Origin of the sequence: Novosphingobium sp. (assembly GCF_036820275.1) — a bacterium.
Lineage (GTDB): Bacteria > Pseudomonadota > Alphaproteobacteria > Sphingomonadales > Sphingomonadaceae > Novosphingobium.
On sequence record NZ_DAISLT010000001.1, the window covers coordinates 59,400 to 83,812 of the forward strand.

Below are 24,413 nucleotides of genomic sequence, written 5' to 3' on the forward strand. Positions count from 1 at the left end.
CTTCTCGTCGCGCCGCTTGGCATTACCGCGGTCCGCGCCCCTGACCTCCCGGCGGGGCCGTGAAGAACAGCTTGCGGAAGGTAAGCTGGAACGAGCGGCCCACCGGATCGAGGTAATAAGGCGAATAGGCGAAGGGCGTATTGCCGTTGCCGTCGCGCACCTTCTGGCGGGCGTCGAACAGGTTGGATACCGAGAACGTCACGCGCGAGCCGCGCAGGAACGGCATCTTGTCGACGAGCTTGGGCTGCTGGCCGAGATCGGCGAAGAGGCGCAAGTCGAACTTGGCGAAATCCTCGAAACGCAGCTGCGTCGTCGGGTAGCCGTCTACCCCGTTCACCGTGGTGCCGCTCTGCCAGCTTCCGGTGAAGCGCATGCCGAGGCCGCTCTGCGAGTAGCCGGTCTGGAGTTCCAGCTTGTGGCGCGGCGTGCCGCCGCTGCTGGCACCGATAGTACCGCCCTTGAGCAGGTCGATCTCTGGCTGGCCTTCGCGCAGGACCACGCGGTCGGAGAAGACCCAGGTATGGTAGAGCGAGAAGGTCATGCGTCCGCCGCGTCCGCCGCCTCCGAAACCGCGCCCGCCGAAACTACCGCCAGGTCCGCCGCCGCCCGGACGACCGAAGCCGCCGCCTCCTCCTTCGCCGCGCGGGCCTTCGCCGCCGCCTGGATTGCCAGGTGTATTAGCCGCGGCATCCGGGGAAGCCCCCGCGCCGTCAGACTTGGCGCCAGCGCTTTCGCCTTCTGCAGGTGGCGGCGGCGGGGGACTGTCCTCTCCGTCGCGGCGGCCGGGGAAGCCGCCCGGAAAGCGCTTCCGGAAGCTCTCGCGCATAGCGTCGATCTGCGACTGCGGCGTCTTCAGCGACTTCGTGAAAGTGATGCCCATGCGCAGCTGGGACTTGTCCTCGCTGGCGATGTTGATCGGCCGCAAGTCGACGGAGACCAGATCGCCATCGGCATCGCGGGTGAAGCGTTCCGGGAAGGCTGCGACGACCGCCGGGGTCGCGCCGGGCAGGGCGGTTACCTGACCCCGCTGCCAGGTGCGGTTGTAGTCGAGGTTCAGCGTGATGTTCGGATCGTTCAGGCGGAACGTGCCGCCCAGACGGAAGTTGCGCATGCCCGAGCCCTTGAGGTCGGGATTGCCGCCGGTCAGCGCGGTGACGCGGATCGATTGCCCGCGGGTATAGTCGAAGATGTCGACATTGGCGGTGGTGATCACCGCACCGCCGAGCTGGGCCGCCGTGGGCGCATTCTGATCGTCCCGGTAACTGGCGATCAGGCTGAACTGGTTCGTCGGATTCCAGGTGAAGCCGCCGCCCAGCGTGCGCAAGGTGCCGAAATCGCCGACTTGCCGAACGGCGGCATTGGCGTTGATCGACATGCGTCCTGCGCCCGGGAACAGCGGCACGGCGCGGCTGCTGAGCGGAATGTCGATGTTGACCGAGGCCTCGCCCTGATTGCGGTTCACATCCCTGTTCTGCGTGAGGCCTTGCCGGGTGATCTCGCTTTCGGACCGGTCGAGGTTGCCGCCGACCTTGAAGGTCGTGTTCACCGCGCCGGCCGGCAGTTGCAGCGGCGAGGTCGTGGCGATCAGGTTGAGTTCGGCGCTGTCGGTGGAATTGCGTGACTGGTTGACCGACTGGAAGTCCAGGAACTGCCCGGCGATCGGCAGTGAGGGATCGGCAAGCGGATCTCCGGCGGCGACGGCGGCAGCGTAGTCCGCAAGGTTCAGCGGGCGCTGCTGGATCGAGCGGGTGTCGCTGTGGTCGTAGTTGCCGGTGACCGTCCACTGCCACTTTTGCGTGGTGCCGTTCAGCGTTAGCCCGAGATGCCCGGTCTGGGTGCTGTTGCTGTTGGTCAGCGGGGAGAGGCCGTCGACGGTGGGCAGGAAGGTTTCGTCCGCTGCCCCGCTCGCATAGGCACTGCCGCCGGGGATGGTGACGGGCGAAAGCGCGCTGCCGCGCAGGGCTTCGGTGTCGGTGGTGGTGACTTCGCCGTTGATCGTGGCCAGCCAGACCTGGGAGAGCGGCTTGGCGTAAGTTCCCGTCAGCGTCAGGGCTTCCGATCCCGAGCGCAGGGTGCGGTTGTTGCCGTTGCCGCCGCTGGTCGCGAGCCCGCGCTGGGCCTCGGTGATCGGATTGCCGTGCGAGTAGTTGGCGTCGATGTTGACGCGCTCGCCGCGGCGGATCGCCAGGAAGTCGGCCTTGGGGTTGAGCGTCAGGCCATCGCCTTTGGTGGTGAGCTTGCCGCCGCTTTCGAGGGTATAGGCGCGGAAACGCTGGCGCAGGACGATGTTGACGACCTTCTGCGTTGCCGCATAGCCGTACTTGAGCGCGACTTCCTCGGGCAGGATTTCCACGCGCTGGATCGCTTCGGTGGGGATCGTGCCGACTTCGCGGAAGCTGGCGATTCGGCGGCCTTCGAGCAAGACGACCGGTGCACCGCCGCCCGCGCTTTCGGTCTGCGGTGCGAGTTCTTCAAGCAGTTCGGTGACGCTGGAAACGCCCAGGGCGCGCACGTCGCCGGAGTTGAAGGTCACTTCGGGAGCGATGTCGCCGACCACCGAGCCGCGCGGCTTCTGGCCGGAGACGACGATTTCCATTTCCTCGCCGCTGTCTTCGACCGCTTGGGCAGGCGCAGCACTGCCGGCGCCGGTCGAAGCGGAACCCGAACCCGATTGGGCATGCACGGAAGCGATAGGCCAGGCCACCAGCGCAGCCGATGCCATCAGTCCGAAACGGAGTCGCACCACTTTGTAAATCCCTCATCTTGTTTTGTTGCTGCCATGACAAGATTTGCGCCCTTTGGGGCGTCACAATTTGTATTAATTGGTGACAGCTTCGCGTCATTGTTGCGTCGCCTCGTCGGCGAACTAACGGGCGATGCAATTCCAGTGATTTACCGAAGATGAGCGGGCCGCGATTGCTGCGACTTCAATAGAGATATGTCAGGCGCTCGCGGGTGATATCGGCGAGTGTCGCGCATCCGAGCTGCGCCATGGCCGCTTCCAGTTCGGTGCGCAGCAGGTGGATCGCATGGGCCAGGCCCGGCATTCCGGCGACGGCAAGGGCGTGCATCTGCGGACGGCCGATCAGCACCGAGCTTGCCCCGAGCGCCAGCGCCTTGACCACGTCGGTGCCGGAGCGGAAGCCGCCGTCCGCGAGTAGCGGAACGCACCCGCCGGTCGCCTGGGCTACCTCTTCGATCACGTCGAGCACGCTCGGCAAGCCATCGAGCACACGGCCGCCGTGGTTGGAAACGATAAGGCCGTCCGCCCCCAGACCGACGGCGAGGGTCGCGTCCTCGCCGAGCACCATGCCCTTTATGAGGATCGGCAGGGTGGTTGCCTCGCGTAGCCATGCGAGGTCCTCCCAGCGCGGGGCCGTATCGGCGAGCGGAGTACCGAACAGGATACGCCCGCCTGGCGTCGCGGTCTGGCGCGGCAGCGCCATTCCGGAGAGGTTCGCCGCGCCGACGCCGGGCGGCAGGGTCATGCCCGAGAGCTTGATGGCGGCGTCGATGGTGAGGACGATCGCCTCGTAGCCTGCCGCCTCGGCGCGGCGGACGAGGGCAAGGCTGTGCTCGCGGTCAGGCTGGAGATAGAGCTGGAACCAGAGCGGTGCCGCAGGCTTGCCGAGTTCGTGGGCGAAGGCGCGAGCGGCCCCGGCGATCTCTTCCAATGGCACGCTCGACAGGGTACTGACGATCGTGCCGGTATCGAGCGCGGTGGCGGCGCGTACGCTCGCCAGTTCGCCGTCGGGATGGGCGAGGCGCTGGTAGGCGATCGGCGCGAGCATCAGCGGTGCCGCGTGAGTGCGCCCGAACAGCTCGGTCGCCGTGCCGCCGCCGCGCAAGTCGGCCATGGCGCGGGGGCGGAAGCCTCGGTGCGCGAAAGCCTCGCGGTTGGCGCGCAGGGTCTGCCCCGTGCCCGAGCCTTCCTCGATATGGTGCCAGGCTTCGGCTGTCAGATGGGCAGGCGCGCGGCGCTCGTAGTCGGCGAGGCTGCGCAAATCCGGGGCGATCTGTGTCAGCGCGGGGAGTGGGCTGTCGCTCACGTCGCCGACCACTGGCGCAGCAGGTTATGATAGACCTGCGTGAGCGTATCGATCGAGGCGTGTTCGGGGTGGTCGCTTGCTACACCCTGGATTGCGCCGTCGAGTTCGAGCAGCAGGCGGCGGCGTTCCGGGGCGGCCACGAAGCTCTGGGTCCAGAAGAACGAGACGAACCGGGTGCCGCGCGTCACCGGGGCAACGCGGTGCAGGCTGCTGCCGGGATAGACGATCAGGTGGCCCGCCGGGAGCTTGACGGTATGGGCGCCGAACATGTCCTCGATCACCAGTTCGCCGCCGTCGTATTCGTCGGGATCGCTGAGGAACAGGGTGCTGGAAATGTCGCTGCGCAAGTGCTCGCCGGTGCCGGGGATCGGGAAGATCGCGTTGTCGACGTGGTTGCCGTAGTGCCCGCGCCCGTCATAGCGGCTGAAGCGGGGCTGGAGTACGCGTTGCGGCAGGGCGGCGGCGATGAACAGCGGGGTCTGCATGAGCCGGGCCAGCACGCGGTCGGCCAGCTGCTTCGCCAGCGGATGATCGAGTGGTAGCTGCTCGTTCTCCTTGACTTGCGCGGCGCGGTGACCGGCAGTGGCGCGTCCGTCCGCCCAGTCGGCGGTTTCCAGCGCTTCTCGGAATGCGCGCACTTCGTCGCCGGAGAAAAGTTCGGGAATTTCGATGACCATGGGCGCTCTTCTTGCCGAGGACGGCGCTCCTGACAATGACTCGCATCAAAAAGAGAAACCGGCGGGCGCCCTGAAGAGCGCCCGCCGGCCGTTGGGACAGGGTTCCCGCTTACATCTTCGCGGTAATGGTCAGGACTGCCGAGCGGGCATCGCCCGGCGTGGCCCAGCCGTTGTTGCGGATGCGCTGGTAGTAGAGCTTGTTGCCGATGTTCTTGACGTTGATCTGCGCCGAGAGGTTCGGGGTGAAGTCGTAGGACAGGAAGCCCTGATGAGTCAGGTAGTCGTCCGACTTGACGGCGGCAGCGGTCGGCGTTGCGGCCGAGAGCAGGAAGCCGTCCTGGTAGGTGAGGCCGTAGCCCAGCGTCAGACCGAAGGGCAGGCGATAGGTGGTGAACAGGCTGCCGGAGTGCTTGGGGGTCTGCGGCAGGTACTGACCGGCACCGGGGTTGGGGTTTGCAGGCGAGTTGGTGCAGGTGCCGCTGCCGGGGGCCGCAAGGCACTCGTCCGATACCGACTGGAGCAGCTTGGCCTTGAGGTAGGTGTAGTTCGCCGTGATCGTCCACGCCTTGGTGATCGTGCCGGAGGCACCGAGCGCGATACCGTCCACGCGCGACTTGCCGTCGAGCTGCTGGTTCGGAACCGTCGGGTCGCCGGAGATGACGGCGTACTTGTCACGCTCGTTGCGGAAAGCCGATGCGGTCAGCAGCAGGCCGCCGTCGAACAGTTCTCCCTTCACGCCGATCTCGTAGTTCTTGGCCGATTCCGGGTTGATATTGCAGGTCGTACCGGTCACGCCCGGCGCTTCGGCCGTGCAGGAGCCGTTGACCGAGTTCTTCGAGGGCGTGCGCGAGTTGCCGTAGGCGGCGTAGATGCTGACTTGCTCGACCGGCTTGTAGTTCAGGCCCACGCGGTAGGAGAACAGGGTGTCGGCATTGCGGCTCTTCACGCCGACTGCGCTGACGTCGCCCAGCGCGATCCGCGTTCCGCTCACGAGGCAGCCGCCCACGGTCGAGCAGATCGTATCGGCGCGGCTCGTGCCGACATTGCGCTCGATGCGGGCACCGGCGCTCAGTTCGAACTTGCCGAGCTTCATGGTGTCGAACAGGTAGCCCGCGACATTGGTCTGCTCGCCGATGGTGTGCCCGGCGCGGATGAAGTTCACCGGGCCGACATAGACGTTGCTGCCATAGGTGAAGTAAGGGCTGGCCGGTCCTGCCACGACATCGTTCGGGTTGGCGATATTGACCAGCGGGTAGCGCGAGTACGTCACCGAGCCGTCCGCGCCGCGCAGCGAGTTGCCGGTGTAGAGGTCGTACTTTTCCCAGGTCGCCGCGCCGCCGAGCGTGATCGTGTGCTCGATCGCGCCGGTGTTGAACACGGCCTTGAGGTCGAGCTGGTCGAACATCAGCTGGTTGCGGGTGTCGCGCGTGTTTCCGCGCGGACCGCCGATCAGGTAGTAGCCTGCGGGCAGGAGCACATTGTTGGGGGCGTTGGCGGTCCCGACATTGACGGTGCAGGCGGCGCCGAGCGGGGTAAGGCCGTTTGCGAGGCAATACGTACCCTGCGGCGGGCTGACCTGGGTCAGCTGGCGCGAATCCTGCCAGCGGGCGAGGTTGCGGATCGAGACGGTGTCGCTGAAATCGTGCTCGAAGATCGCGGTCAACTGGTCGACGTTGATGCGCTGCTTGTCGAAGTTGCGATAGCCGAAGTAGTCGCTGCGATGGACGCCGGGGACGCCTTTACCGGCATAGTACGGCACGCCGTACTGCGGGATGTTGTCGTCTTCCTGGTGGTTGTACTGGAGCGTCAGGCGGGTCGGGCTGTCAATGCCGATGGTGAGCGAGGGCGCGACGCCCCAGCGCTTGTAGTCCTCGACATCGCGGCCGGGCACGTCGTTGCGGTGCCACATGGCATTCAGGCGGAACGCGACGAGGTCGTTGACGCGCTTGTTGAGGTCCACCGTCGCGCGGTAGTAGTTATCGGTGCCGATACCGGCGGTTGCGAGGTAGGCGTCGTCCGACTTCGGTCGCTTGGTGACGATGTTGATGTTGCCGCCGGTCGAGCCTGCGCCCGAGATTACCGAGTTCGCTCCGTTCGTGACTTCGATCTGTTCGAGGTTGTACGAGTCCGTGCGGGTGATCTGGGCGCTGTCGCGAACGCCGTCCACGGTGATGTCGTTGCTGGCGCTGTAGCCGCGGAACGTGATGTTGTCGCCGGGGCCGGTGCCGCCTTCACCTGCACCGAACGTGATGCCGGGGACAGTCGAGAGCACGTCGCGCAGGGTCAGCAGGTTCTGCTGCTCGATCACTTCATTGGACAGTACGGTGATGGTCTGCGGGGTGTCGAGAACCGGACGGGTGCGCTTGGGGGATTCGAGCTTGCGTCCGGGCTGCTCGTCGATCGCGGTATCGCTGACGGTGACGCCGCCGAGCACGCGTTGGCCATCCGCCTGCTGGGCGTGAGCGACGGGGGCAATTGCCGGAGCGATGCAGGAAAGCGCGAGAAAGGTACGGCGAGCAGCCGCCGACGAAGGCTTGAAAGACATATTTCCCCTCATGTTTTGGAAACCTGTTGCGGTTCCGATAATGAGAGTCATTCGCATTCGCAATACGCTTTGTTACAAATGTATCGCTTTTGTTGCAAAGTTGGGTGAATGCAGCCGCTTGCGTAACGGCTCCGTTGCCAGCCGTGCCGTGAACTGGGGCTTAGTCTTCGACGATAAGCCGCTGAAATGCGGGACTGAGCCACTCCTCGACCTTATCGCCTGTACGATGAAGTGCGCGGACCGTCAGGTCATTCCGGATCGCGATTTCGTGCATGGCAGCGACGGATAGAACGGAGAGCGCGGTAGCCCAGGCGTCGGCCAGCATGGCGGAGCGATGGAGGACGCTCACCGCCATGGCATGTTCGACCGGCACGGCGCTGCGTGGGTCGATAGTATGACGACCGCGCACGTAATCTCCCGAGGTCGCTACGGCGAGCTGGTGGAGGGCGATGCGCAGCGGCGATACGTCGACTGTCGGGGTTTCCAGATCGACCCACCAGGGATCGCCGTCGGGCCTGACCCCGGAACCGATGAGTTCGCCGCCGATCTCGACAAGGAAATGACGGCAACCGCGTTTTCGCAAAAGTGTTGCCAGAGCGTCGACGGCATAGCCCTTGGCAATGCCGGACAAGTCGAGATGAAGGCCGCCGGGCTGGAGCAGGCGGCTGTTTTCGTGATCGTACGTCAGTCGCTGCCAACCGGAGCGCGCGCGGGCTTCGGCCAGTGCGTCCGGCGTCGGTGGCGCCTCGGAGGGTGTGGGGCCGTGGCCCCAGAGGTCGACGATAGCCCCGATCGCCGGATCGAAGGCGGCATCGGTCATTTCGGCGATGGCAAGAGCCGCGCTCATCACGCCCGCGAAATCGGGCGGGAGGGAGGTCCATTCCCCGGCAGGCGCACGATTGAAGCGGCCAAGGACCGAGTCCGCACGCCAATGGCTCATCTGCGCGAGAATGTCTTCCAGTCGGTCCTCGATCGCTTCAAGCGTCGCGTTCCGGTCGAAATCCTCGGGCACGGCCAGGCGCAGGCGCCAGGTCGTGCCCATGGTCTCGCCGCCGAGATCGATCACCGGGGCGCCCTGCCGCCAGTCGGCAAGGGCGCCCGGATCGATTTCGACGGGGATCGCCAGTCGCAGGCTGCCGGTCAGGGCGCTACCACTTCGACGGTGGCGGTATAGGTCATGCGACGCTCGGTGGCGCGCTTCTCGCTGGGCTTGGCGTCGCTGGCACTGGCGTTGATCCAATACATTCCGGCGACCGGCCACTTGATATGGAGCACGCCGTCGGCGCCGGTGGTCAGTTCCTGCGCTTCTTCGGCCTCGCGGTACTTCTTGCTGCCGGGGACGACCGTGACCTTCACCCCGGCGGCGGGCTTGCCGTCGATCAGGAAGCGGAACTGGCCTTCTTCGTTGGAAACGAGTTCGTCAGGATGCGAGATCGGATCGATTTCAAGACCCTTGCCGGTCGGGGTGAAGACGGTCTTGGTCGGGGCATCGGCGGTGACGTAGATGTAGTTGGCCGAGAGCGATTCCACGAGCTTCACGTCGGTGGCATTGGCCGGAATGTCGGCCACGGTCGCGACGCTGCGAGCAGGTGCTCCACCCGGACCGCCCGGGCCTCCGGTACCGGGAGCTCCCATCGGACGACCACGGCCGCCGAGGCGCCAGTCCTCGCCATTGACCTTGAAGCTGCCCATGATCGCCGAGCGCTGCGTGCCGATCTTCCATGTGCCGGGCTTGTCGATCTTCACGTCGAAGGTCGAGCGATAGCGGCCGGTGGCCGGGTTTTCGAGCTTGCCCACGCTGCCATCGGGTGTCCAGACGGTAACCTGCTCCGGGTTCATCGGGAAGTGATCGGGATAGAACAGGTCGTTCGATATGGCTGCGTCGACGGTCACGTATTCGCTGGTTCCCGCAAGCGTCGTGGTCGAGGGCAGCAGCCACGCGCGGTGGGCAGACGCAGGCGAGGCGAGGGCGGCGGCTGCGGCGGCCGACGCGATCAGGATGGAACTGTAGCGCATGTGATGTCCCCAAAAATCATAGAAAATGCGAGAGAGCGAAGTCAGCGGATGGTGACGGCGCCCAGTTCGGATGTGCCTGCCGCCGAAGCGCTCTTCTTGACCGGCACGGTGATCGGAACCGATACCAGTTCGCGCCCGCCCGTTTCGCGCGCGGCTTCCACCTTGAAGACGTATTGTCCGGCCGGGAGATTGGCAGGCAGCGCGACCTGATAGGTGCCGGGCGCGCGGGTAGCGCCGCTGAGACCGTCCGCAGGCAGGTTCAGCGAGCGACCGCCCTTGCGCCACCAGGACCGCAAGTCCGCCAGCCACTTGGTGCCGGGTTCGCGGCCGGCCTTCTTGACGTCGTACCACACGAAGATCGTGCGGGCCGGGCCGCCCGCAGCGGGTTCCAGCCAGCCGACGACATAGGGACGATGGTATTCCGCGACGTTGATGCGCGGGATCGTCACGCTCACGGTGGCCGCCGCCGCCGGAGAGGCGATGGTTCCGGCCGCCACGAGCGGGGCCAGAAGCGGAAGCGCGGGCAGTGCCTTCGATGTCGTCATCGGTGCCTTCTTGTCTCAGTGGATGAATATCAGGGCGATCGCGAGCGGGATCAGCAGGCTCAGCCCCACCAGCGGCCAGGTCGAGGGCCGGTGCTTGGCGTGAAGCTGGAGCAGGAACAGGCCGGTCACAGTGAAGATGACGCAGGCCGCCGCGAAGAGATCGATGAACCAGAACCACACGGAGCCGGTGTTGCGGCCCTTGTGGAGGTCGTTGAGATAGGAAACCGCACCGCGTTTTGTCACCTCGGCCGAGACCGCGCCGTTCGAGCGATCGATGCTGACCCAGGCGTCGCGGCCGGGACCGGGCATGGCGACATAGACTTCGTCATCGGCAGACCAGTCCGCCGCGAAACCGGAGGGATCCAGCGGGACCGCAGCTGCGACGGCTTTGGCCACGTCGGCGGGCAGCGGGGCGGTGCTGTCTCCTGCGGGCGGCAACTGGCGCAGGAGGCCCGGGGCGATCTTGCCCTGGCTCTGCACGACTTTGGGTTCGGCGCCGATCGACGCGGCGTGGTTCAGCGTGATGCCGGTTATCGCGAAAAGGAACATCCCCGCCAGCGAAACCGCCGCGCTCACCCAGTGCCAGGTGTGGAGCTGCTTCAGCCAGAAGGCGCGGGCCTTCTTGTTCTTTTTCTTGGCAGGAGCCTTGCGCGGCGCGGCCGGAGCCGCCTTGCGAACGGGCGGATCGATGCGTGCGGCTGCGGGCGCTTCTGTCAGGGCCGCAGCATCCAGCACATCGAGACTATCACCGCTGCCGCTCAACTTGCACGTTTCCCTTGAAAGACGGGAAGCGCGTGTAACGATGCGGAATCGAGTCCCGGCCCCCTTGAGCGGCAGCCATTACGCCAAGTGCGAATGCCTCGCAATAACAAAAGTGAATAAGGCTTATTAAGGAATCGTGCGGGCAACGAATGCCGCCGGGTTCCGGCTGAGCGGCTCCCGGCGGCAGGTCTACCGCCGCGCGTGCGACGGCAGGTGGGACTTCGGGATGCGGAGTCAGCCGCCGACCGTGAGCATGACGGCACCGCGTGCAGGCACAGTGTAGCTGGCCGGCAGCTTGGCAGTCCTGGCGCCGCTCCACAGGTCTTCGACCTGCGAAACCGAGGCGAGGCCTGCGTCGGCCGGGCTTAGAGCAAGCGAAGCTGCCGCATCGCCACGATTGAACAGGGCCAGGGCGACGCGGCCACCTGCCAGCGGCTTGGCCCAGACTTCCATCGTGCCGACCTTGCGCACGGCCTTGCCCTGAGCGCCCTTGGCGTCCTGATCGACGGCGATGACGCGCTTGTTGGTGAGCATCGCCAGCGTCGCGGCATCGGTTTCGCGAAGATCGTGGCCCATCATCAGCGGCGCGGCGGACATCGCCCAGAGCGTCATGTGGGTGCGGTATTCGTCCGCGCTCATGCCGCCGTTGCCGACTTCCAGCATGTCCGGGTCGTTCCAGCCGTGGGGGCCGGCCCAGTCGGGATTGCCGTTCTTGTCGAAGCCGATCTTGGCCATCGTCGGATAGTCGTCGGTGATGTCGCCGGTCGTGCGCCAGAGTTGACCGCCGACGTCGCGGCCCCAGCTGCCCACGTCGAAGCGGCCGTATTCGCAGAGCGAATAGATGAACTCGCGGCCGGTCGCCTGAAGCGCGGCGCCCATCTCGTAGTAGCTGCGCTTCACGGTGTCGGCATCGGCATAGAACCACTCGCCCGAGCAGAGGTCGTACTTCAGATAGTCGAAGCCCCATGCGGCATAAGTCTTCGCATCCTGCGCGACATGGCCGTAGCTGCCCTCATAACCGGCGCATGTGCGCGGACCCTGCGAGGAATAGATGCCGATCTTGAGGCCCTTGGAGTGGACGTAGTCGGTCAGCGCCTTCATGTCCGGGAACTTTTCGTTGGGCTGGAGCACGCCGTTCGCGTCGCGCTTGCCCTGCCAGCCGTCGTCGATGTTGATGTAGAGATAGCCCGCATCGCGCAGCCCGGTCGAGACCATGGCGTCGGCCTGGGCGCGGATCGTCTTGTCGTCGATGTGCTCGGCGAACTTGTTCCAGCTGCTCCAGCCCATCGGCGGCGTGGCGGCGATCTTGCTGGGGATCGGCGCGCCGAGCGGAGCGAGGGTCGAGAACTGGAAGGCGCGGGCTTTGGCGTCGGCGGACTTGCCCTTGTAGCCCGTGCTGTCGACTTCGGATTCCCAGATCCGGCCCTTGAGCCGGGCCTTTCCGTCTTCGAGCGCGACGCTCCACGGGCGGGTCAGATGTTCCTTGTCGTTGAGGTTGCGGGCCTCGAATTTCAGCTCCCCTTTTTCGATGCGCGGGTTCATCATCTCGACCGGGCCATACCACTTGGTGGTGACGGTGCCGGCGATCTTTCCGCCCTTGGACGTGACTTCCATCATCGTCACACCGGGCGTCGGCGGGGTGTCGTCGAACAGCCAGACGCCGTCATAGGCGGTCTTGGCGAGGGCAGGAGCAGCAGGCGAAAGTGCGGTGCCGAGCAGGGCGGCGGCCAGAACGAGGGCGCGTTTCATCGCGATCTCCTTGGATATTGAGAAGGATAGTTGAGAACGGTTCGAGGTTTTCGGGCTCAGGCCACCGCTGCCTCTCGGGCCGCCTCGCTGCGGGTGCGGCCATAGAGGAAGTATACCAGCAGGCCGATCACGTTCCAGGCGCCGAAGCGGACCAGCGTGCTCTCGGGCAGGCTGAACAGCAGGTAGGCGCAGCCGAGGATTGTCAGGGTGCCGACGAGGAAGGGCTTGGGGCACTTGAACAGACGCGGCAGCTCCGGCGCGCGGCGGCGCAGGATCATCAGGCAGGCGCCGACCGAGATGAAGGCGATCAGGGTCCCGGCATTGGCCAGTTCGGCGATCTCGTCGAGGCGGAAGATGCCCGCGACGACGGCGATCGACACGCCGGTCATCAGGGTGATGCGGGTGGGGGCACCAGTGCGGGGGCTGATCTTGGCGAGGCTGCGGGGAAGCAGGCCGTCGCGGGCCATGACGAAGAACACGCGGCTCTGGCCGTACATCATGACGAGGATGACCGAGGGCAGCGCGAGCACGGCGGCGAGGGCGATCAGGTGCGCGGCGACCGGCTGGCCGAGCTGGCGCAGGACAAGCGCCAGCGGTTCGGGCGAGTTGGCGAGCTGCTGGAAGGGCAGGGCGCCGATCGCGGTGATGGCGACCGCCATGTAGATCGCGGTGCAGACGACCATCGAGCCGACGATGCCGATGGTGAGGTCGCGGCCGGGGTTCTTGGCTTCCTCGGCCGAAGTGGCGACCGCGTCGAAGCCGTAGAAGGCGAAGAAGACGATGGCGGCAGCGGCCATGACCCCGCGCTTCTGGCCCTCGATCTCGGTGCTGGCGAAGCCGTAGGGCATGAAGGGTTCGAGGTTGCCGCCGTGGAAGGCGGGCAGCGCCATGACGACGAAGATCGACAGCGCGATCAGCTTGATGATGACGAGCACGATGTTCAGCGTCGCGCTTTCACGCGTACCGGCGATCAGCATGCCCATGACCGCCAGCGCCACGAGCACGGCAGGCAGGTTGACGATGCCGCCGCCGTGCGGGCCGACGAGCAGCATTTGCGGCAGATGTATGCCCGCCGACTGGATCCAGCCGACCAGATAGCCGGACCAGCCGACTGCGACGGTGGAGCAGGCCAGCGAATATTCGAGGATGAGGCTCCAGCCGACGATCCAGGCGATGGTCTCGCCCATGGCGGCGTAAGAGAACGTATAGGCGCTGCCCGCGGCGGGGATCATCGTCGCCATTTCGGCATAAGCGAGCGCGGCGCAGGCGCAGACCGCACCGGCGATGGCGAAGGCGAGGATCACGGCCGGACCGGCGCGCTCTGCGCCGACGCCGGTCAAGGTGTAGATGCCGGTGCCGACGATGGCGCCGACGCCGAGGGCAATCAGGTGGGGCCAGCTTAGGGTCTTGGCCAGGGAATGCCCGGATTCGCGTTGTGACAGTTTTTCTATGGATTTACGCGGTCCGAGCATGGATCCCCCTGATTATGGTCTCAGCCTGTCTGGCTGGCGGTAAAATGAGCGCGCAAGTCGTCTAGCGTGCTGGCGATGTGCTGCGTGAGCAGGCTCTGCACTTTGGCTGCATCTCCGGCGAGCCAGGTGTCGAGCAGTTCACTGTGTTCGGTATGGGCGCGGTCGCCGCGGCCCGCCGGCTCGAGGTGGGCGATGACGTAGCGTTCGGCGAGCACTTCGAGGCGCTCGACGAGCTGCGTGGTCAGCAGGCGCTTGCCGGGACGCACCAGCGAAACATGGTACTCGCGGTTGCGCACGGCGACGTCGCTGAGGTTTTCCTTGGCGGCGGCATCCAGCACTTCGAAAGCCTGGACCGCGGCCTTGTGGTCGTTTTCATCGGCGACGGAGCAGGCATAGGCAGCCGCAGCGGGTTCGATGGCGAGGCGCAGGAGGTAGATTTCCTCCGCCTGGTCGCTCGACATCGGGCGGACGAACCAGCCGCGATTGGCCTGGCTGGTCAGCAGGCCTTCATGTTCGAGCCGCGCGAGCGCTTCGCGCAGCGGAATCTTGCTGACGCCGAGTTCGGCAGCCAGTGCATCCTGCCTGACCGGCTCCATTACGGGGAGCTTTCCTTCGACGATCCTTTCGCGGATCACGTCGAAAATGCGTTCGGCAAGGGTGCGGACGACGATTGTCACCAGTGTATCTCCATAAACGTCTCGGCGGCGCAAAACGCCTCCGATCTAACGTATACGGTAGATGATCCCCAAAGGTGCTGCAATCCGACCTTTTCTGCAGACCTATTGCGTTTTGTTAATCGCGACCCTCCAACGCCCCGGCGAAGGGACGCGCGACCAATGCTGTGGATCGAGAGGTTCATGCGAGGAGCAAAGCCTTGTGCGAACGGGCGGTGATTGATATATGGTATACGATATAGTCTGACTTATGCAACGGAGTTTTTGTGGGGTCCATTGGAATTGTCGGTGGCGGAGTGGTTGGTCTCTGCACGGGCATCGAATTGCTCGAGGCGGGACATCAGGTCGCGATCGTCGATGACGATACCGAGGGCAAGGCGGCGTCCTGGGGCAATGCGGGCCATATCGCGGTGGAGCAGATCGAGCCGCTGGCTTCGATGAGCATGGTTCGCAGTCTGCCGCAACGCCTGTTCCTGCGCGGCGGGCCGCTGGGATTTCCGCCTTCCGCGATGGGCGAATGGCTGCCGTTCGGGCTGCGATTGCTGTCTGCCGCGCGTCCGGCCCGGTTCCGCAAGGGCTGCGAAGCCCTGGCGCCGCTGCTGGCGGGCTCGATGCCGGCCTGGACATCGCTCGTCGAGCGGATCGGAGCGCCGGACCTCGTCAGGCAGGACGGGCATTTCGTACTCTGGCATGGCGACCGGGCTGCGCGCGAGGGGCGTGCGTCATGGCTGTCTTCCGAGACCGGCAGTGCAACCGTGCAGGACGTGACCGAAGCCGAGCAGGAAATTCTTTCGGGCCTGGGTGACCGGCCGGTGGCGGGGGCGATCCGGTTTTCGGGCAGCGGTCAGATCGCCGATCTCGGCGAATTGCGTCAGGCGCTGCGTCAGGCGTTCCGGCAGCGCAGCGGCGTTCTGGTGGCGCAGCGCGGCGAGTTGCGGGTGGCCGGGAACCGCGTTGAAATCGGCGGTGTCGATGCCGAACAGGTACTGGTCTGTGCTGGCGTGCGCTCGCGGGAAGTCATGGAGCATCTCGGCCACAAAGTGCCGATGATCGCCGAGCGCGGCTATCATGTCCGCGCGGACGCCAGCCATTGGCCTGTCGACCTGCCGCCTGTCGTTTTCGAGGAGCGTTCGATGATCGTCACCCGCTATCGAAACGAAGTGCAGGCCGCCAGCTTCGTGGAACTCGGCAAGATCGATGCGCCTGCCGACCCCCGCAAGTGGGAGCGCCTGGAGAGGCACGTCGCGGAACTGGGCCTGCCGATCTCCGGGCCGTTCCGTCGCTGGATGGGCTGCCGCCCGACCCTGCCGGACTATCTTCCGGCAATAGGCCGCTCGACGAAGGCCTCCAATCTCTACTATGCCTTCGGGCATCAGCATCTCGGGCTTACTCTTGCGCCGATCACGGCGCGACTGGTGACGGCGATGGTCGCGGGCAGGCAGCCGGAACTGCCGCTTGCGCCTTTCGACATCCAGCGTTTCGCATGAAGGAATAAAAAGACATGATTGGCGGATCTACCGCAGAGACTGAACTGGCCCGGCTCGAACTCTGGGCCGACCGTGCCCCGGCCATCGGCGTGGCCGAGCGCGAGACGCGCATGGCCCGCGCGCAGGAACTGACCGACAGACTCGGCGCCGATGCCCTGCTCGTGAACGCCGGAGCCTCGCTGCGTTACTTCTCGGGCCTGCCTTGGGGGCAGACCGAACGGCTCGTCGCCATGCTGCTCGTCCCCGGCCGCAAGCCGATCATGATCTGCCCGCATTTCGAGATCGGTACGCTGGAAGCCGACCTTGCCATCCCGGTGGACATCCGCTCGTGGCAGGAAGACGAAGACCCCGTCGCGCTGGTGGTGCAGGTCCTCGCGGAACTGGGCGTGAAGACGCTGGCGATCGATCCCGATCTGCCGTTCCACTTCGCCGAGCGCGTTCGGCAGGGCGGTTCGGCCGCGCTCGTGGACGCGATGCCGGTCATCAAGCAGTGCCGCATGGTCAAGTCGGCGGCCGAACTGGCGCTGATGCAGCAGGCCAAGAACATGACCCTGCTGGTTCATCAGGCCGCCGCGCGCATCCTGCGCCCCGGCATCCGCCAGAGCGAAGTGGTTCACTTCATCGACGCCGCGCACCGCAAGCTGGGCGCCAGCGGATCGAGCTTCTGCATCGTCCAGTTCGGGGAGGCGACGGCCTATCCGCACGGGCTTCCCGGCGACCGGGAGCTTCAGGAAGGCCAGCTCGTACTGGTCGATACCGGCTGCACCATCCAGGGCTATCACTCCGACATCACCCGCACTTACGCTTTCGGAGAGGTTTCGCAGGACATCCGCCGCATCTGGGATATCGAGAAGGAAGCCCAGCAGGCCGCGTTCGACGCCTGCCGTCCGGGCGAACCTTGCGAGGCGGTCGATTACGCTGCCCGTGCGGTTCTCGAAAAGGCGGGGCTGGGGCCGGACTATAACCTGCCCGGCCTGCCGCACCGCACCGGCCACGGCATCGGCCTCTCGATCCACGAACCGGCCTATCTGGTGCGCGGCGACAAGACCCCGCTGGAGCCGGGCATGTGCTTCTCGAACGAACCGATGATCGTCGTTCCCCAGCAGTTCGGCGTGCGCCTGGAAGACCACATGTTCGTGATCGAGACCGGTGCGCAGTGGTTCACCCGGCCGCAGGTTTCGATCGACCGGCCGTTCGCGGACTGATCCCGTAGGGTTCCGGCATCGGCATTCGGGCTGAGGCCGGAACCCCACAAGCGGCGTGGATCGCCGCGCTGTTAGCCCGTCCAGTTGATTTTGGTTAATCGGGTAACCTTGTTGAAGGCAATCTTGTGCCATAGGTCGTGGCGCAATGGTCTGCGAATCGCCATTCTCGCGCCTCTTTCGAAAGGCGCTTATCGCCTTTTGCATGATCGTGTGCATGGGATCTGCGGGGCTGGGCTGGTCGGCGCCAGCCCTTGCGGAAGTGCTGCGGATTGGTCGCCCGCTGTGTCATGCGGTCAGCCGGACGGTCGTTGAGAACGACGGCGCTCCCTCGAATTTCATCTGCTCCGGTGAGCCCGAAGGCTATCAGAAAGGCACACTCTGGCTTCGCGCGATCCTGCCATCGGGAGCGGACGAGCGCGACGACCTCTCCCTGATCGTCCATAGTTCGCGGTTCGACCGTCTGGTCGTCACCTTTTCCTACGCCGATGGGGCGGTGGAACGGCAGGACGTGCGCAGCGGCGATTTCGGCACGCATTGGCGGGCAGGCGGGCAACTCGCCTTCCGTGCGCCGCACCGTGACGTGCCGCTGACCGGCGTGACGATGCGCTTCGACAAAGTGGCGAGTGCCCATCTGCTGCGGATGAGGCTCGTCGGACGCGGAGAGGAGAGCACGCAGACGACCGGGCTTGCCACATCGATCGGCGCGGCGCTCGTGCTCCTGCTGGCGGGAGCGATCTACAACGGCTCTTTGGCGGTTGCCGTGCGGCGGCAGTTTTCGGCCTGGCAGGCGGCGTGGGCCGCTTGCATGATCGCCTGGGGCGCATGCTGGTCGCAGCTTCATCTGTTCTTCTTCCCCGGCATGGCGGGGGCAATATCCGCGCAGATCTGCACGGGGCTCTCCTGCCTGGCCATTTCGCTGGCCACCCTCAGCGCCGTCACCGCGCTGGAGGACCATTGCGTCAGCCGCTGGCTGCGACGGACTGCACTCTGGCTGACGGGCGGCGTGTTCGCACTCGGTATTCCCCTCTCGGTGATGCGTTCCGGGCCGATCGACAGGCTTGGCGCCCTGCTGGGCATCCTCGTTCTCGCCAACCTCGTCGCGGTGGCATTCTGCATCGGGCAGGCCTGGCGGCGCGGTAGCAGCGAGGCGCGCAGTTTCGCGGGGGCCTGGGCCGTGCCGATGATCGTCCTCGCCTCTACGAGCTTCTTCGATGCGGATTCGATGTTCTGGGGCGGCGGTTCGCAAATCCTCGTTCTTTTCGCGGCAGCATGGCAGACGCTCTGGCTGTCCGTTGCTGCTTCGCGCTCCCATGCCCGTCTGCGCGTCGAGCGCGACATGGCGCGGCAGGCCGAAGCGCAGGCGCAGGAACTGGCCCGGCGCGACGCTCTGACCGGACTTCCCAATCGGCGCGGTTTCATCGAGCGGGTCGACACGGTCCTCGACGCTTCGCAAGGCAGGGGCGAAGTGGTCGCCCTGCTGCTGATCGACGTGGACTGGTTCAAGTCGATCAATGACGTCTACGGCCACGATGCGGGCGATGTCGTGCTGGAGGCGATCGCTCGTTGCATCGCACCCTACGAAAGCCCGACCTGTACCGTCGCCCGACTGGGGGGCGAGGAGTTCGCGGTGATGGTTGCAGGACTGGGGGGCTTCGAGCTGATGCGCTTTGCCGATACCCTTCGCCAGCAGATCGGCGGCTGCGAGCATGGCGATGTCGTTGGCCAACGCAAAGTCACGGTGAGCATCGGCATCGCGGAAACCGCGAGAAGTGCCGATTTCCGCGCACTCTATCGCCTGGCCGACGAGGCACTCTACGAAGCCAAACGTGGCGGACGCGACCAGGTCGCGATCCGCCTGCTCGACTCAGCCGAACCTTCCGCCGACGATCTCGACCAGATCGCGTTGGGGAACTGAATCTTCAGGGCGTCAGCGTCACCATGACGACGTCGTGAGGCTCGACTTCGGCCGAATAACTGCCCTTCATCGCGCCAAGGTCCCGGTGCGTCCAAAGGTTGCGCAGCTTGAGCGACTGGCTGGCGGGATAGTCGAGCTGTGCCCAGTTCACCGTCAGCGTCACCGGCGTCTCGCCCCGGTTGAACAGCAGCGCGGCGCGCTTGCCGTCGGCGAGCGTGCGAACCCAGACTTCTCCGTTACCATCCTTGGCGATCCGGCGACCCTGGCGGCCCAGCTTGTCCTGATCGACGGCGATCACGTCCTTGTTGAGCAGGATCGCCTTGGTGTCCGCACTCATGTTCGCCACATCGTTCCCGGCGATCAGCGGGGATGCCATCATTGCCCAGAGCGAGAAGTGGCTGCGATACTCGGTGGTCGTCATGCCACCGTTGCCGACTTCGAGCATGTCCGGATCGTTCCAGTGCCCCGGCGCGGCATAAGGCCAGAGCGGCTCGTTGAGATCGACGATATCGAGCATGCCCAATGCATAGCCGTGCTTGCCCGACCACTTGTCGGTGATGTCGCCCGTGGTGCGCCACATGTTGCCGATTTTCGAGGCCCAGAGCCATGGGCGATTGGTGCCCCATTCGCAGAGCGAGAGCAGCACGTCGCGCCCCGTGGAGCGCAGCGCGTCGGACATCAGCGCATAGGCTTCCTCGGCATTGCGGCTGCCGGTGCTGCACCAGTCGTATTTCAGATAGTCCACCCCCCATGAGGCGTAAGTGATTGCGTCCTGATACTCGTGCCCCTGGCTGCCCGGGCGGCCGCCGCAGGTCTTGGTGCCGGCGTCCGAATAGATGCCGAACTTCAGGCCCTTGGAATGTACATAGTCGGCCGTGGCCTTGATCCCCGAGGGGAAGGCCTTGGCATTGGCGGTGATGAAGCCCTTGGCATCGCGCTCGCCGTGCCAGCAATCGTCGATGACGAGGTAGTTGTACCCCGCATCCTTCATGCCGGTGGTGACCAGCGCATCCGCCGTGTCGCGGATGGTCTTTTCCGAGATGTTGCAGGCGAATTTGTTCCAGCTGTTCCAGCCCATCGGCGGCGTCTGCGCGAGGCCGTTGGCCATGCGCGTCGGGTCCTGCGAGGGCGGGAGGCGGTTCTGGTCCACTTCCTCCGCCAGCGCCGGATGGGCGAGCGTCAGAAGAGCAAGGGCGGCGAATTTCGCAAGGCGCGGCATAGGGAATTCTCTCTGTTCAGTTCGGACAGATTGCGCCGGTGGGATCGGCATCGAGCTTGACGGTGGAGAGCGAGATCGTCTCACCCGCATTGCCTTGAAGTATGAAGGGACGCGAAATCTTCGTCATGTCCGCACCTGCCTTGGCGAAGCAGGAGAGTGAGACCTTGACGCTGGCCCACTGGCCGGGGGCGGAGGTGAAGAGCTGCGCGCCGTCGAGGAACGTCTCGCCCAGGCCCAGATTCGGCGCGACCGCTCCCTTGGCATCGATACGGTAATCGATGCGCAGACTGAGCATGGCGTTGCTCTGGCGCCCCAGATCGACCGTCGGTCCTTCGATGCGCACTTCGCCGGGGCCGGTGAAGACAAGCTGGCGCGCGCCTTCCTGCGTGCCGCCGCCGTCGACGTTCTTCACCGCGACCGCGCCGCCCGTTGCAAGCTTCCACGGCGCGAGCACCTTGCCCGGCAGATAATAGACCGAGACGTTGGAAAGCGAGGCATCGAGCCCGGCCGCTTCGCTCAGCTGCGGAACCGTGGTGCGATCCTTGTAAGTGAGTCCGTAGCCATAGGCGAACTGCGGATCGTAACCCGGCTGGCCGACATTGTTGAGGAACTGGCCCGCGTTCTTCGGCCAGGAATAGCTGAGCTTGCCGCGGAAGTCCTGGTTCGGCGTGCCGTCCTTCTTCGCGACCAGCACGTCGGCAAGGCCCTCGCCCTCGGAGCCGGGCAGGAAGGCAGCGACGAAAGCGTCGGACTGGTTGATTTCCGGGTTCACCCAGAGCGCGCGGCCCGAAATGAACACCGAGACGACCGGAATGCCCTGCGCCTTCAGCGCCTTCAACTGTGCCAGCGCCTGCTTGTCGCCCGGCTGGAATTCCAGCGTCGAGATATCGCCGACCATCTCGGCGTAGGGCGTCTCGCCGAAGACGACGACAGCGACGTCCGGCTTCCGCCCCGTGACCTTGCCGTCGGCGCTCAGCGTGGCGGTGCCGCCCGCCGCCTCGATCGCGGTCTTGAGGCCGCCCCAGATCGAGGTGGCGCCGGGGAAGTCGGCATTGGTATTGCCGGTGCCCTGCCACGACAGCGTCCAGCCGCCGGTTTGCATGCCGATGTCGTCGGCATGGGTGCCGGTGACGAGCACCTTCTGACCGGGCCTGATCGGCAGCAGCGCGCCGTTGTTCTTGAGCAGCACCAGCGATTCCGCCGCCGCCTGACGCGCCACCGCGCGGTGTTCGGGAGTGCCGAGTTCGGTGCGGTGCTCATAAGGCCGCGCCGGATCGAACAGGCCCAGCTTGAACTTCACGCGCAGGATGCGGCGCACCGCATCGTCCACGCGTGCCATCGGGATCGTGCCGTCTTGAGCCTGCTTCAGCGTGTTGTTGAACAGCTCCTTCCAGTCGTTCGGCACCATTGCCATGTCTAGACCGGCGTTGAAGGTTGCCGCGCAATTGCCGTTGGTGCAGCCGGGGATCTGGCCATGCGCGTTCCAGTCGCCCACGGTGAAGCCCTCGAAGCCGAGGCGGCCCTTCAGTACATCGGTCAGCAGCGACTTGTTGCCGTGGTTCTTGACGCCATTCCACGAGGAGAAGCTGGCCATGACCGTCATCGCCCCGGCATCGATGCCGCTGACGTAACCGGGAACGTGAAGCTCGATCAGGTCCTTTTCGGGGACTTGCGCGTCGCCCTGATCGATGCCGCCATGGGTACCGCCGTCAGCCAGGAAATGCTTGATCGAGGCGGCGACGTTGCCGTTCTGGATGCGGCTCTTGCCCGGTGCGCCCTGAAGCCCGCGCACCATCGCGGCGGAATATTCGCGGGTGATCTCGGGACGTTCCGAATAGCCTTCGTAGGCGCGGCCCCAGCGATCATCCTGCGCCACAGTGACGGTGGGACCGAAAGCCCAGTCGAAGCCGGAGGCGGCGCTTTCGGCAGCGGTGACTTGCCCGATCTTCTCCATCAACGCCGGATCGCGCATCGCGCCAAGGCCGACGTTGTGCGGGAAGATCGTGGCGCCGAAGACGTTGGAATTGCCGTGGACCGAGTCCATGCCGAAGATCACCGGGATCGGCACGTGGCCGGGACGCTTCTCGATCGAGACCTGGCGGAAGGCTTCGGCGGTGGCGATCCAGTCGCTCGCGGGGCCGCGATCGTTGCCCGAAAGCGGCGGATCGTTGCCGCCGCCGAGGATCGAGCCGACCGGATATTCGCGCAGTTCTTCCGGCTTCATCGACGCGATGCTGGGCTGGATCATCTGCCCGACTTTTTCACGCAGCGACATCTGCGCCATCAGCTTGGTGATTTTCGCCTCGGTCTCCGGATCGACGAGGCCGACGCTCTTGGCCTTGGGCCAGAGGTCTGGATGGGTCGTGGCGGCATCCGGTAACGGCGCATCGGCGGCAGCGGGCGCAAAAGGTATTGCAGCACAGGACAGGGCGAGAAGGGAAAGCGTCAGTCGCATCGGTTTCCTAAGCGGAGTTTAGCGTGAATTGAGGGGCAGCATTCTGCGTAGCAGGCGCTGCACAAGTCTCGGCGATGAAGTGTTCGTGAGTGCCCGCGAGCGAAACGGCGCGGGCCACCGCAGCGCGCATCTGCTCGAACGTACCGCCCAGTTCCTCAGACGTGAACTGGTCGGCCAGCGGGTCGTAGCGAGAGGGCCAGATCTCGAACCCGGCGAACATCGACAGCCAGCTCGGCGACTGGAACGAATCCCACTCGAAGCGCGGCAGCTTGCCCGCGCCCTTATAGGCCCGGATGCGCTGCGCCAGCGTCTCGGGCAGGTCGAGCGCGCGGCATTCCTGCCACATCGTCTCCTCGCGTTGGCCGCCCCAATAGTGCAGCAACAGAAAGTCACGGATGCGCGCATACTCGAGCGCAGTGATGCGGTTGAACTCGTCTGCCAGCGAGGGATCGAAATCGCGGTCCGGGAAATGCGCGAGCAGGCGTTCGATGCCGCTCTGGATCAGCACGATCGAGGTTGATTCCAGCGGTTCGAGGAAACCTGCCGCGAGGCCGAGCGCGACGCAGTTCTTCTCCCAAACTTTCGTTCGATGGCCGGTGCGGAAGCGCAGCATGTTGGGCTCGGCCAGCGCTTCGCCTTCAAGGCTGGCGATCAGCGTGGCGGTTGCCTCGTCGTCGGAGATGTGGCGGCTAGAATAGACGTAACCGTTGCCGACGCGGTGCTGAAGCGGAATGCGCCATTGCCAGCCCGCCGTTCGCGCGGTGCTGCGGGTATAGGGCGTGAGATCGTCGCCATGCGTGCAGGGCATCGCCACCGCGCGGTCGCAGGGCAGCAGGTGCGTCCAGTCCTCGTAAGGGACCTCCAGCGTCTGGCCCAGCAGCAGGCTGCGGAAGCCGGAGCAATCGACGAACAGGTCGGCCTCCAGCTTGCGTCCATCGGTCAGCGTGACCGAGGCGATACGCCCGTTCTCGGCGTCGCGAGTGGCGCCGGAAATCGTGCCTTCGAGGTGGCGAACGCCCAGCAGGTCGTGTGCGCGCTGCGCGAGAAAGCGGGCAAACAGGCCCGCGTCGAAATGGATCGCCCAGTCGAACACGCCAAGATCGTTGACCGGTTGTTCGGACGGCAGCAGCATCAGGTTCCGCATCGCCGCCTGCGTGGGCAGGCAATAGTCGGACAGCGGCGTCTGATCTCCCGCCATGCGGCGCTTCAGCCAATACTGGTGGAACGGCACCGAGAAGGCATCGACGCCGTAGCGGCCGAAGGGATGGAAAAAGCTGGTGCCCGGCACTCGCCAGTCGCGAAACTCGATGCCCAGCTTCACGGTGCCTTGCGAGGCCTGCATGACTTCGGCCTCGGTCACGCCGATCGCCTTGAAGTAGTCGCGGATCGCGGGAACGGTTGCCTCGCCCACGCCGACGGTGCGGATGTCGGGGCTTTCGACCAGGGTGATTGCGATGGGAAGGCGGCACAGGCGCGTCGCCAGAAGATTGGCTGCCATCCATCCGGCAGTGCCGCCGCCGACGATCAGGATGGAACGGATCGAATTCTCTACCATGTTCTAGCCCCCGGAGATCGGTCTACCCCATGAGAAGGGAAAAAGGATCCCCCCCGCCCGGAGGAGGTGGGCGGGGGAGAAAGGGGGG

Annotated in this window: 17 protein-coding genes; 3 read left to right on the top strand and 14 right to left on the bottom strand. The window is 65.5% G+C overall.

All coding sequences use genetic code 11. The features are described from left to right. Window positions 1-22: 22 nt before the first annotated feature. The 11 genes from V7066_RS00235 to V7066_RS00285 all read right to left on the bottom strand — a co-directional run bounded on the left by V7066_RS00235 (window position 23) and on the right by V7066_RS00285 (window position 14,492). Complete coding sequence (locus tag V7066_RS00235) at window positions 23-2,743, bottom strand: TonB-dependent receptor (protein ID WP_334181239.1); 2,721 nt, start codon at window positions 2,741-2,743, stop codon at window positions 23-25. Between the two features lie 184 nt (window positions 2,744-2,927). Continuing rightward, entirely contained in the window at window positions 2,928-4,049 is a 1,122-nt protein-coding gene (locus V7066_RS00240; protein ID WP_334181240.1) for an alpha-hydroxy acid oxidase, read from the bottom strand. Next, entirely contained in the window at window positions 4,046-4,726 is a 681-nt protein-coding gene (locus V7066_RS00245; protein WP_334181241.1) for a Fe2+-dependent dioxygenase, read from the bottom strand. The genes V7066_RS00240 and V7066_RS00245 overlap by 4 nt, the downstream gene beginning before the upstream one ends. Before the next feature lie 109 nt (window positions 4,727-4,835). Next, complete coding sequence (locus V7066_RS00250; protein WP_334181242.1) at window positions 4,836-7,271, bottom strand: TonB-dependent receptor; 2,436 nt, start codon at window positions 7,269-7,271, stop codon at window positions 4,836-4,838. Window positions 7,272-7,431: 160 nt separating this feature from the next. Further along, a complete protein-coding gene (locus V7066_RS00255) occupies window positions 7,432-8,337 on the bottom strand; it encodes an FAD:protein FMN transferase (protein ID WP_334181243.1) in 906 nt (301 codons plus the stop codon). Window positions 8,338-8,411: 74 nt separating this feature from the next. After that, the gene (locus V7066_RS00260) at window positions 8,412-9,287 is read right to left on the bottom strand and encodes a DUF4198 domain-containing protein (RefSeq protein ID WP_334181244.1); all 876 of its coding nucleotides are present in this window, start codon (window positions 9,285-9,287) and stop codon (window positions 8,412-8,414) included. 41 nt (window positions 9,288-9,328) lie between these two features. After that, a complete protein-coding gene (locus tag V7066_RS00265) occupies window positions 9,329-9,832 on the bottom strand; it encodes a DUF2271 domain-containing protein (RefSeq protein ID WP_334181245.1) in 504 nt (167 codons plus the stop codon). A gap of 15 nt (window positions 9,833-9,847) precedes the next feature. Continuing rightward, complete coding sequence (locus V7066_RS00270; protein WP_334181454.1) at window positions 9,848-10,522, bottom strand: PepSY-associated TM helix domain-containing protein; 675 nt, start codon at window positions 10,520-10,522, stop codon at window positions 9,848-9,850. Window positions 10,523-10,828: 306 nt separating this feature from the next. Beyond that, window positions 10,829-12,343, bottom strand: a complete 1,515-nt coding sequence (locus V7066_RS00275; RefSeq protein WP_334181246.1) for a glycoside hydrolase family 27 protein — start codon at window positions 12,341-12,343, stop codon at window positions 10,829-10,831. Between the two features lie 56 nt (window positions 12,344-12,399). After that, a complete protein-coding gene (locus V7066_RS00280; protein ID WP_334181247.1) occupies window positions 12,400-13,815 on the bottom strand; it encodes an amino acid permease in 1,416 nt (471 codons plus the stop codon). A gap of 20 nt (window positions 13,816-13,835) precedes the next feature. Then, the gene (locus tag V7066_RS00285; RefSeq protein ID WP_334181248.1) at window positions 13,836-14,492 is read right to left on the bottom strand and encodes a GntR family transcriptional regulator; all 657 of its coding nucleotides are present in this window, start codon (window positions 14,490-14,492) and stop codon (window positions 13,836-13,838) included. A gap of 263 nt (window positions 14,493-14,755) precedes the next feature. Here V7066_RS00285 and V7066_RS00290 point away from each other — a divergent pair, with 263 nt between their 5' ends. The 3 genes from V7066_RS00290 to V7066_RS00300 all read left to right on the top strand — a co-directional run bounded on the left by V7066_RS00290 (window position 14,756) and on the right by V7066_RS00300 (window position 19,096). Further along, window positions 14,756-15,976: an NAD(P)/FAD-dependent oxidoreductase gene (locus V7066_RS00290; protein ID WP_334181249.1), complete on the top strand. Its 1,221-nt coding sequence runs from the start codon at window positions 14,756-14,758 to the stop codon at window positions 15,974-15,976. Between the two features lie 14 nt (window positions 15,977-15,990). Next, complete coding sequence (locus V7066_RS00295; RefSeq protein ID WP_334181250.1) at window positions 15,991-17,181, top strand: M24 family metallopeptidase; 1,191 nt, start codon at window positions 15,991-15,993, stop codon at window positions 17,179-17,181. Window positions 17,182-17,395: 214 nt separating this feature from the next. Beyond that, complete coding sequence (locus V7066_RS00300) at window positions 17,396-19,096, top strand: GGDEF domain-containing protein (RefSeq protein ID WP_334181251.1); 1,701 nt, start codon at window positions 17,396-17,398, stop codon at window positions 19,094-19,096. 4 nt (window positions 19,097-19,100) lie between these two features. Here V7066_RS00300 and V7066_RS00305 read toward each other — a convergent pair whose 3' ends face one another. From V7066_RS00305 to V7066_RS00315, 3 genes are read right to left on the bottom strand one after another with little or no spacing between them, the layout of a single operon-like run. Further along, window positions 19,101-20,315 (bottom strand): glycoside hydrolase family 27 protein, encoded by a 1,215-nt coding sequence (locus V7066_RS00305; protein ID WP_334181252.1) that lies wholly within the window; start codon window positions 20,313-20,315, stop codon window positions 19,101-19,103. 16 nt (window positions 20,316-20,331) lie between these two features. Continuing rightward, entirely contained in the window at window positions 20,332-22,770 is a 2,439-nt protein-coding gene (locus V7066_RS00310; protein ID WP_334181253.1) for a glycoside hydrolase family 3 protein, read from the bottom strand. Window positions 22,771-22,777: 7 nt separating this feature from the next. Further along, window positions 22,778-24,325 carry a tryptophan halogenase family protein gene (locus V7066_RS00315; RefSeq protein ID WP_334181254.1) on the bottom strand — a complete coding sequence of 516 codons (1,548 nt, stop codon included), beginning with the start codon at window positions 24,323-24,325 and terminating at the stop codon, window positions 22,778-22,780. Between the last annotated feature and the right edge of the window lie 88 nt (window positions 24,326-24,413).

Bases quoted from the DNA above. Each gene is read 5' to 3' on its own strand.
- V7066_RS00245 (WP_334181241.1), bottom strand. From the start codon at position 4,726: ATGGTCATCGAAATTCCCGAACTTTTCTCCGGCGACGAAGTGCGCGCA.
- V7066_RS00250 (WP_334181242.1), bottom strand. From the start codon at position 7,271: ATGTCTTTCAAGCCTTCGTCGGCGGCTGCTCGCCGTACCTTTCTCGCG.
- V7066_RS00260 (WP_334181244.1), bottom strand. From the start codon at position 9,287: ATGCGCTACAGTTCCATCCTGATCGCGTCGGCCGCCGCAGCCGCCGCC.
- V7066_RS00265 (WP_334181245.1), bottom strand. From the start codon at position 9,832: ATGACGACATCGAAGGCACTGCCCGCGCTTCCGCTTCTGGCCCCGCTC.
- V7066_RS00275 (WP_334181246.1), bottom strand. From the start codon at position 12,343: ATGAAACGCGCCCTCGTTCTGGCCGCCGCCCTGCTCGGCACCGCACTT.
- V7066_RS00280 (WP_334181247.1), bottom strand. From the start codon at position 13,815: ATGCTCGGACCGCGTAAATCCATAGAAAAACTGTCACAACGCGAATCC.
- V7066_RS00295 (WP_334181250.1), top strand. From the start codon at position 15,991: ATGATTGGCGGATCTACCGCAGAGACTGAACTGGCCCGGCTCGAACTC.
- V7066_RS00300 (WP_334181251.1), top strand. From the start codon at position 17,396: ATGGGATCTGCGGGGCTGGGCTGGTCGGCGCCAGCCCTTGCGGAAGTG.
- V7066_RS00305 (WP_334181252.1), bottom strand. From the start codon at position 20,315: ATGCCGCGCCTTGCGAAATTCGCCGCCCTTGCTCTTCTGACGCTCGCC.
- V7066_RS00310 (WP_334181253.1), bottom strand. From the start codon at position 22,770: ATGCGACTGACGCTTTCCCTTCTCGCCCTGTCCTGTGCTGCAATACCT.
- V7066_RS00315 (WP_334181254.1), bottom strand. From the start codon at position 24,325: ATGGTAGAGAATTCGATCCGTTCCATCCTGATCGTCGGCGGCGGCACT.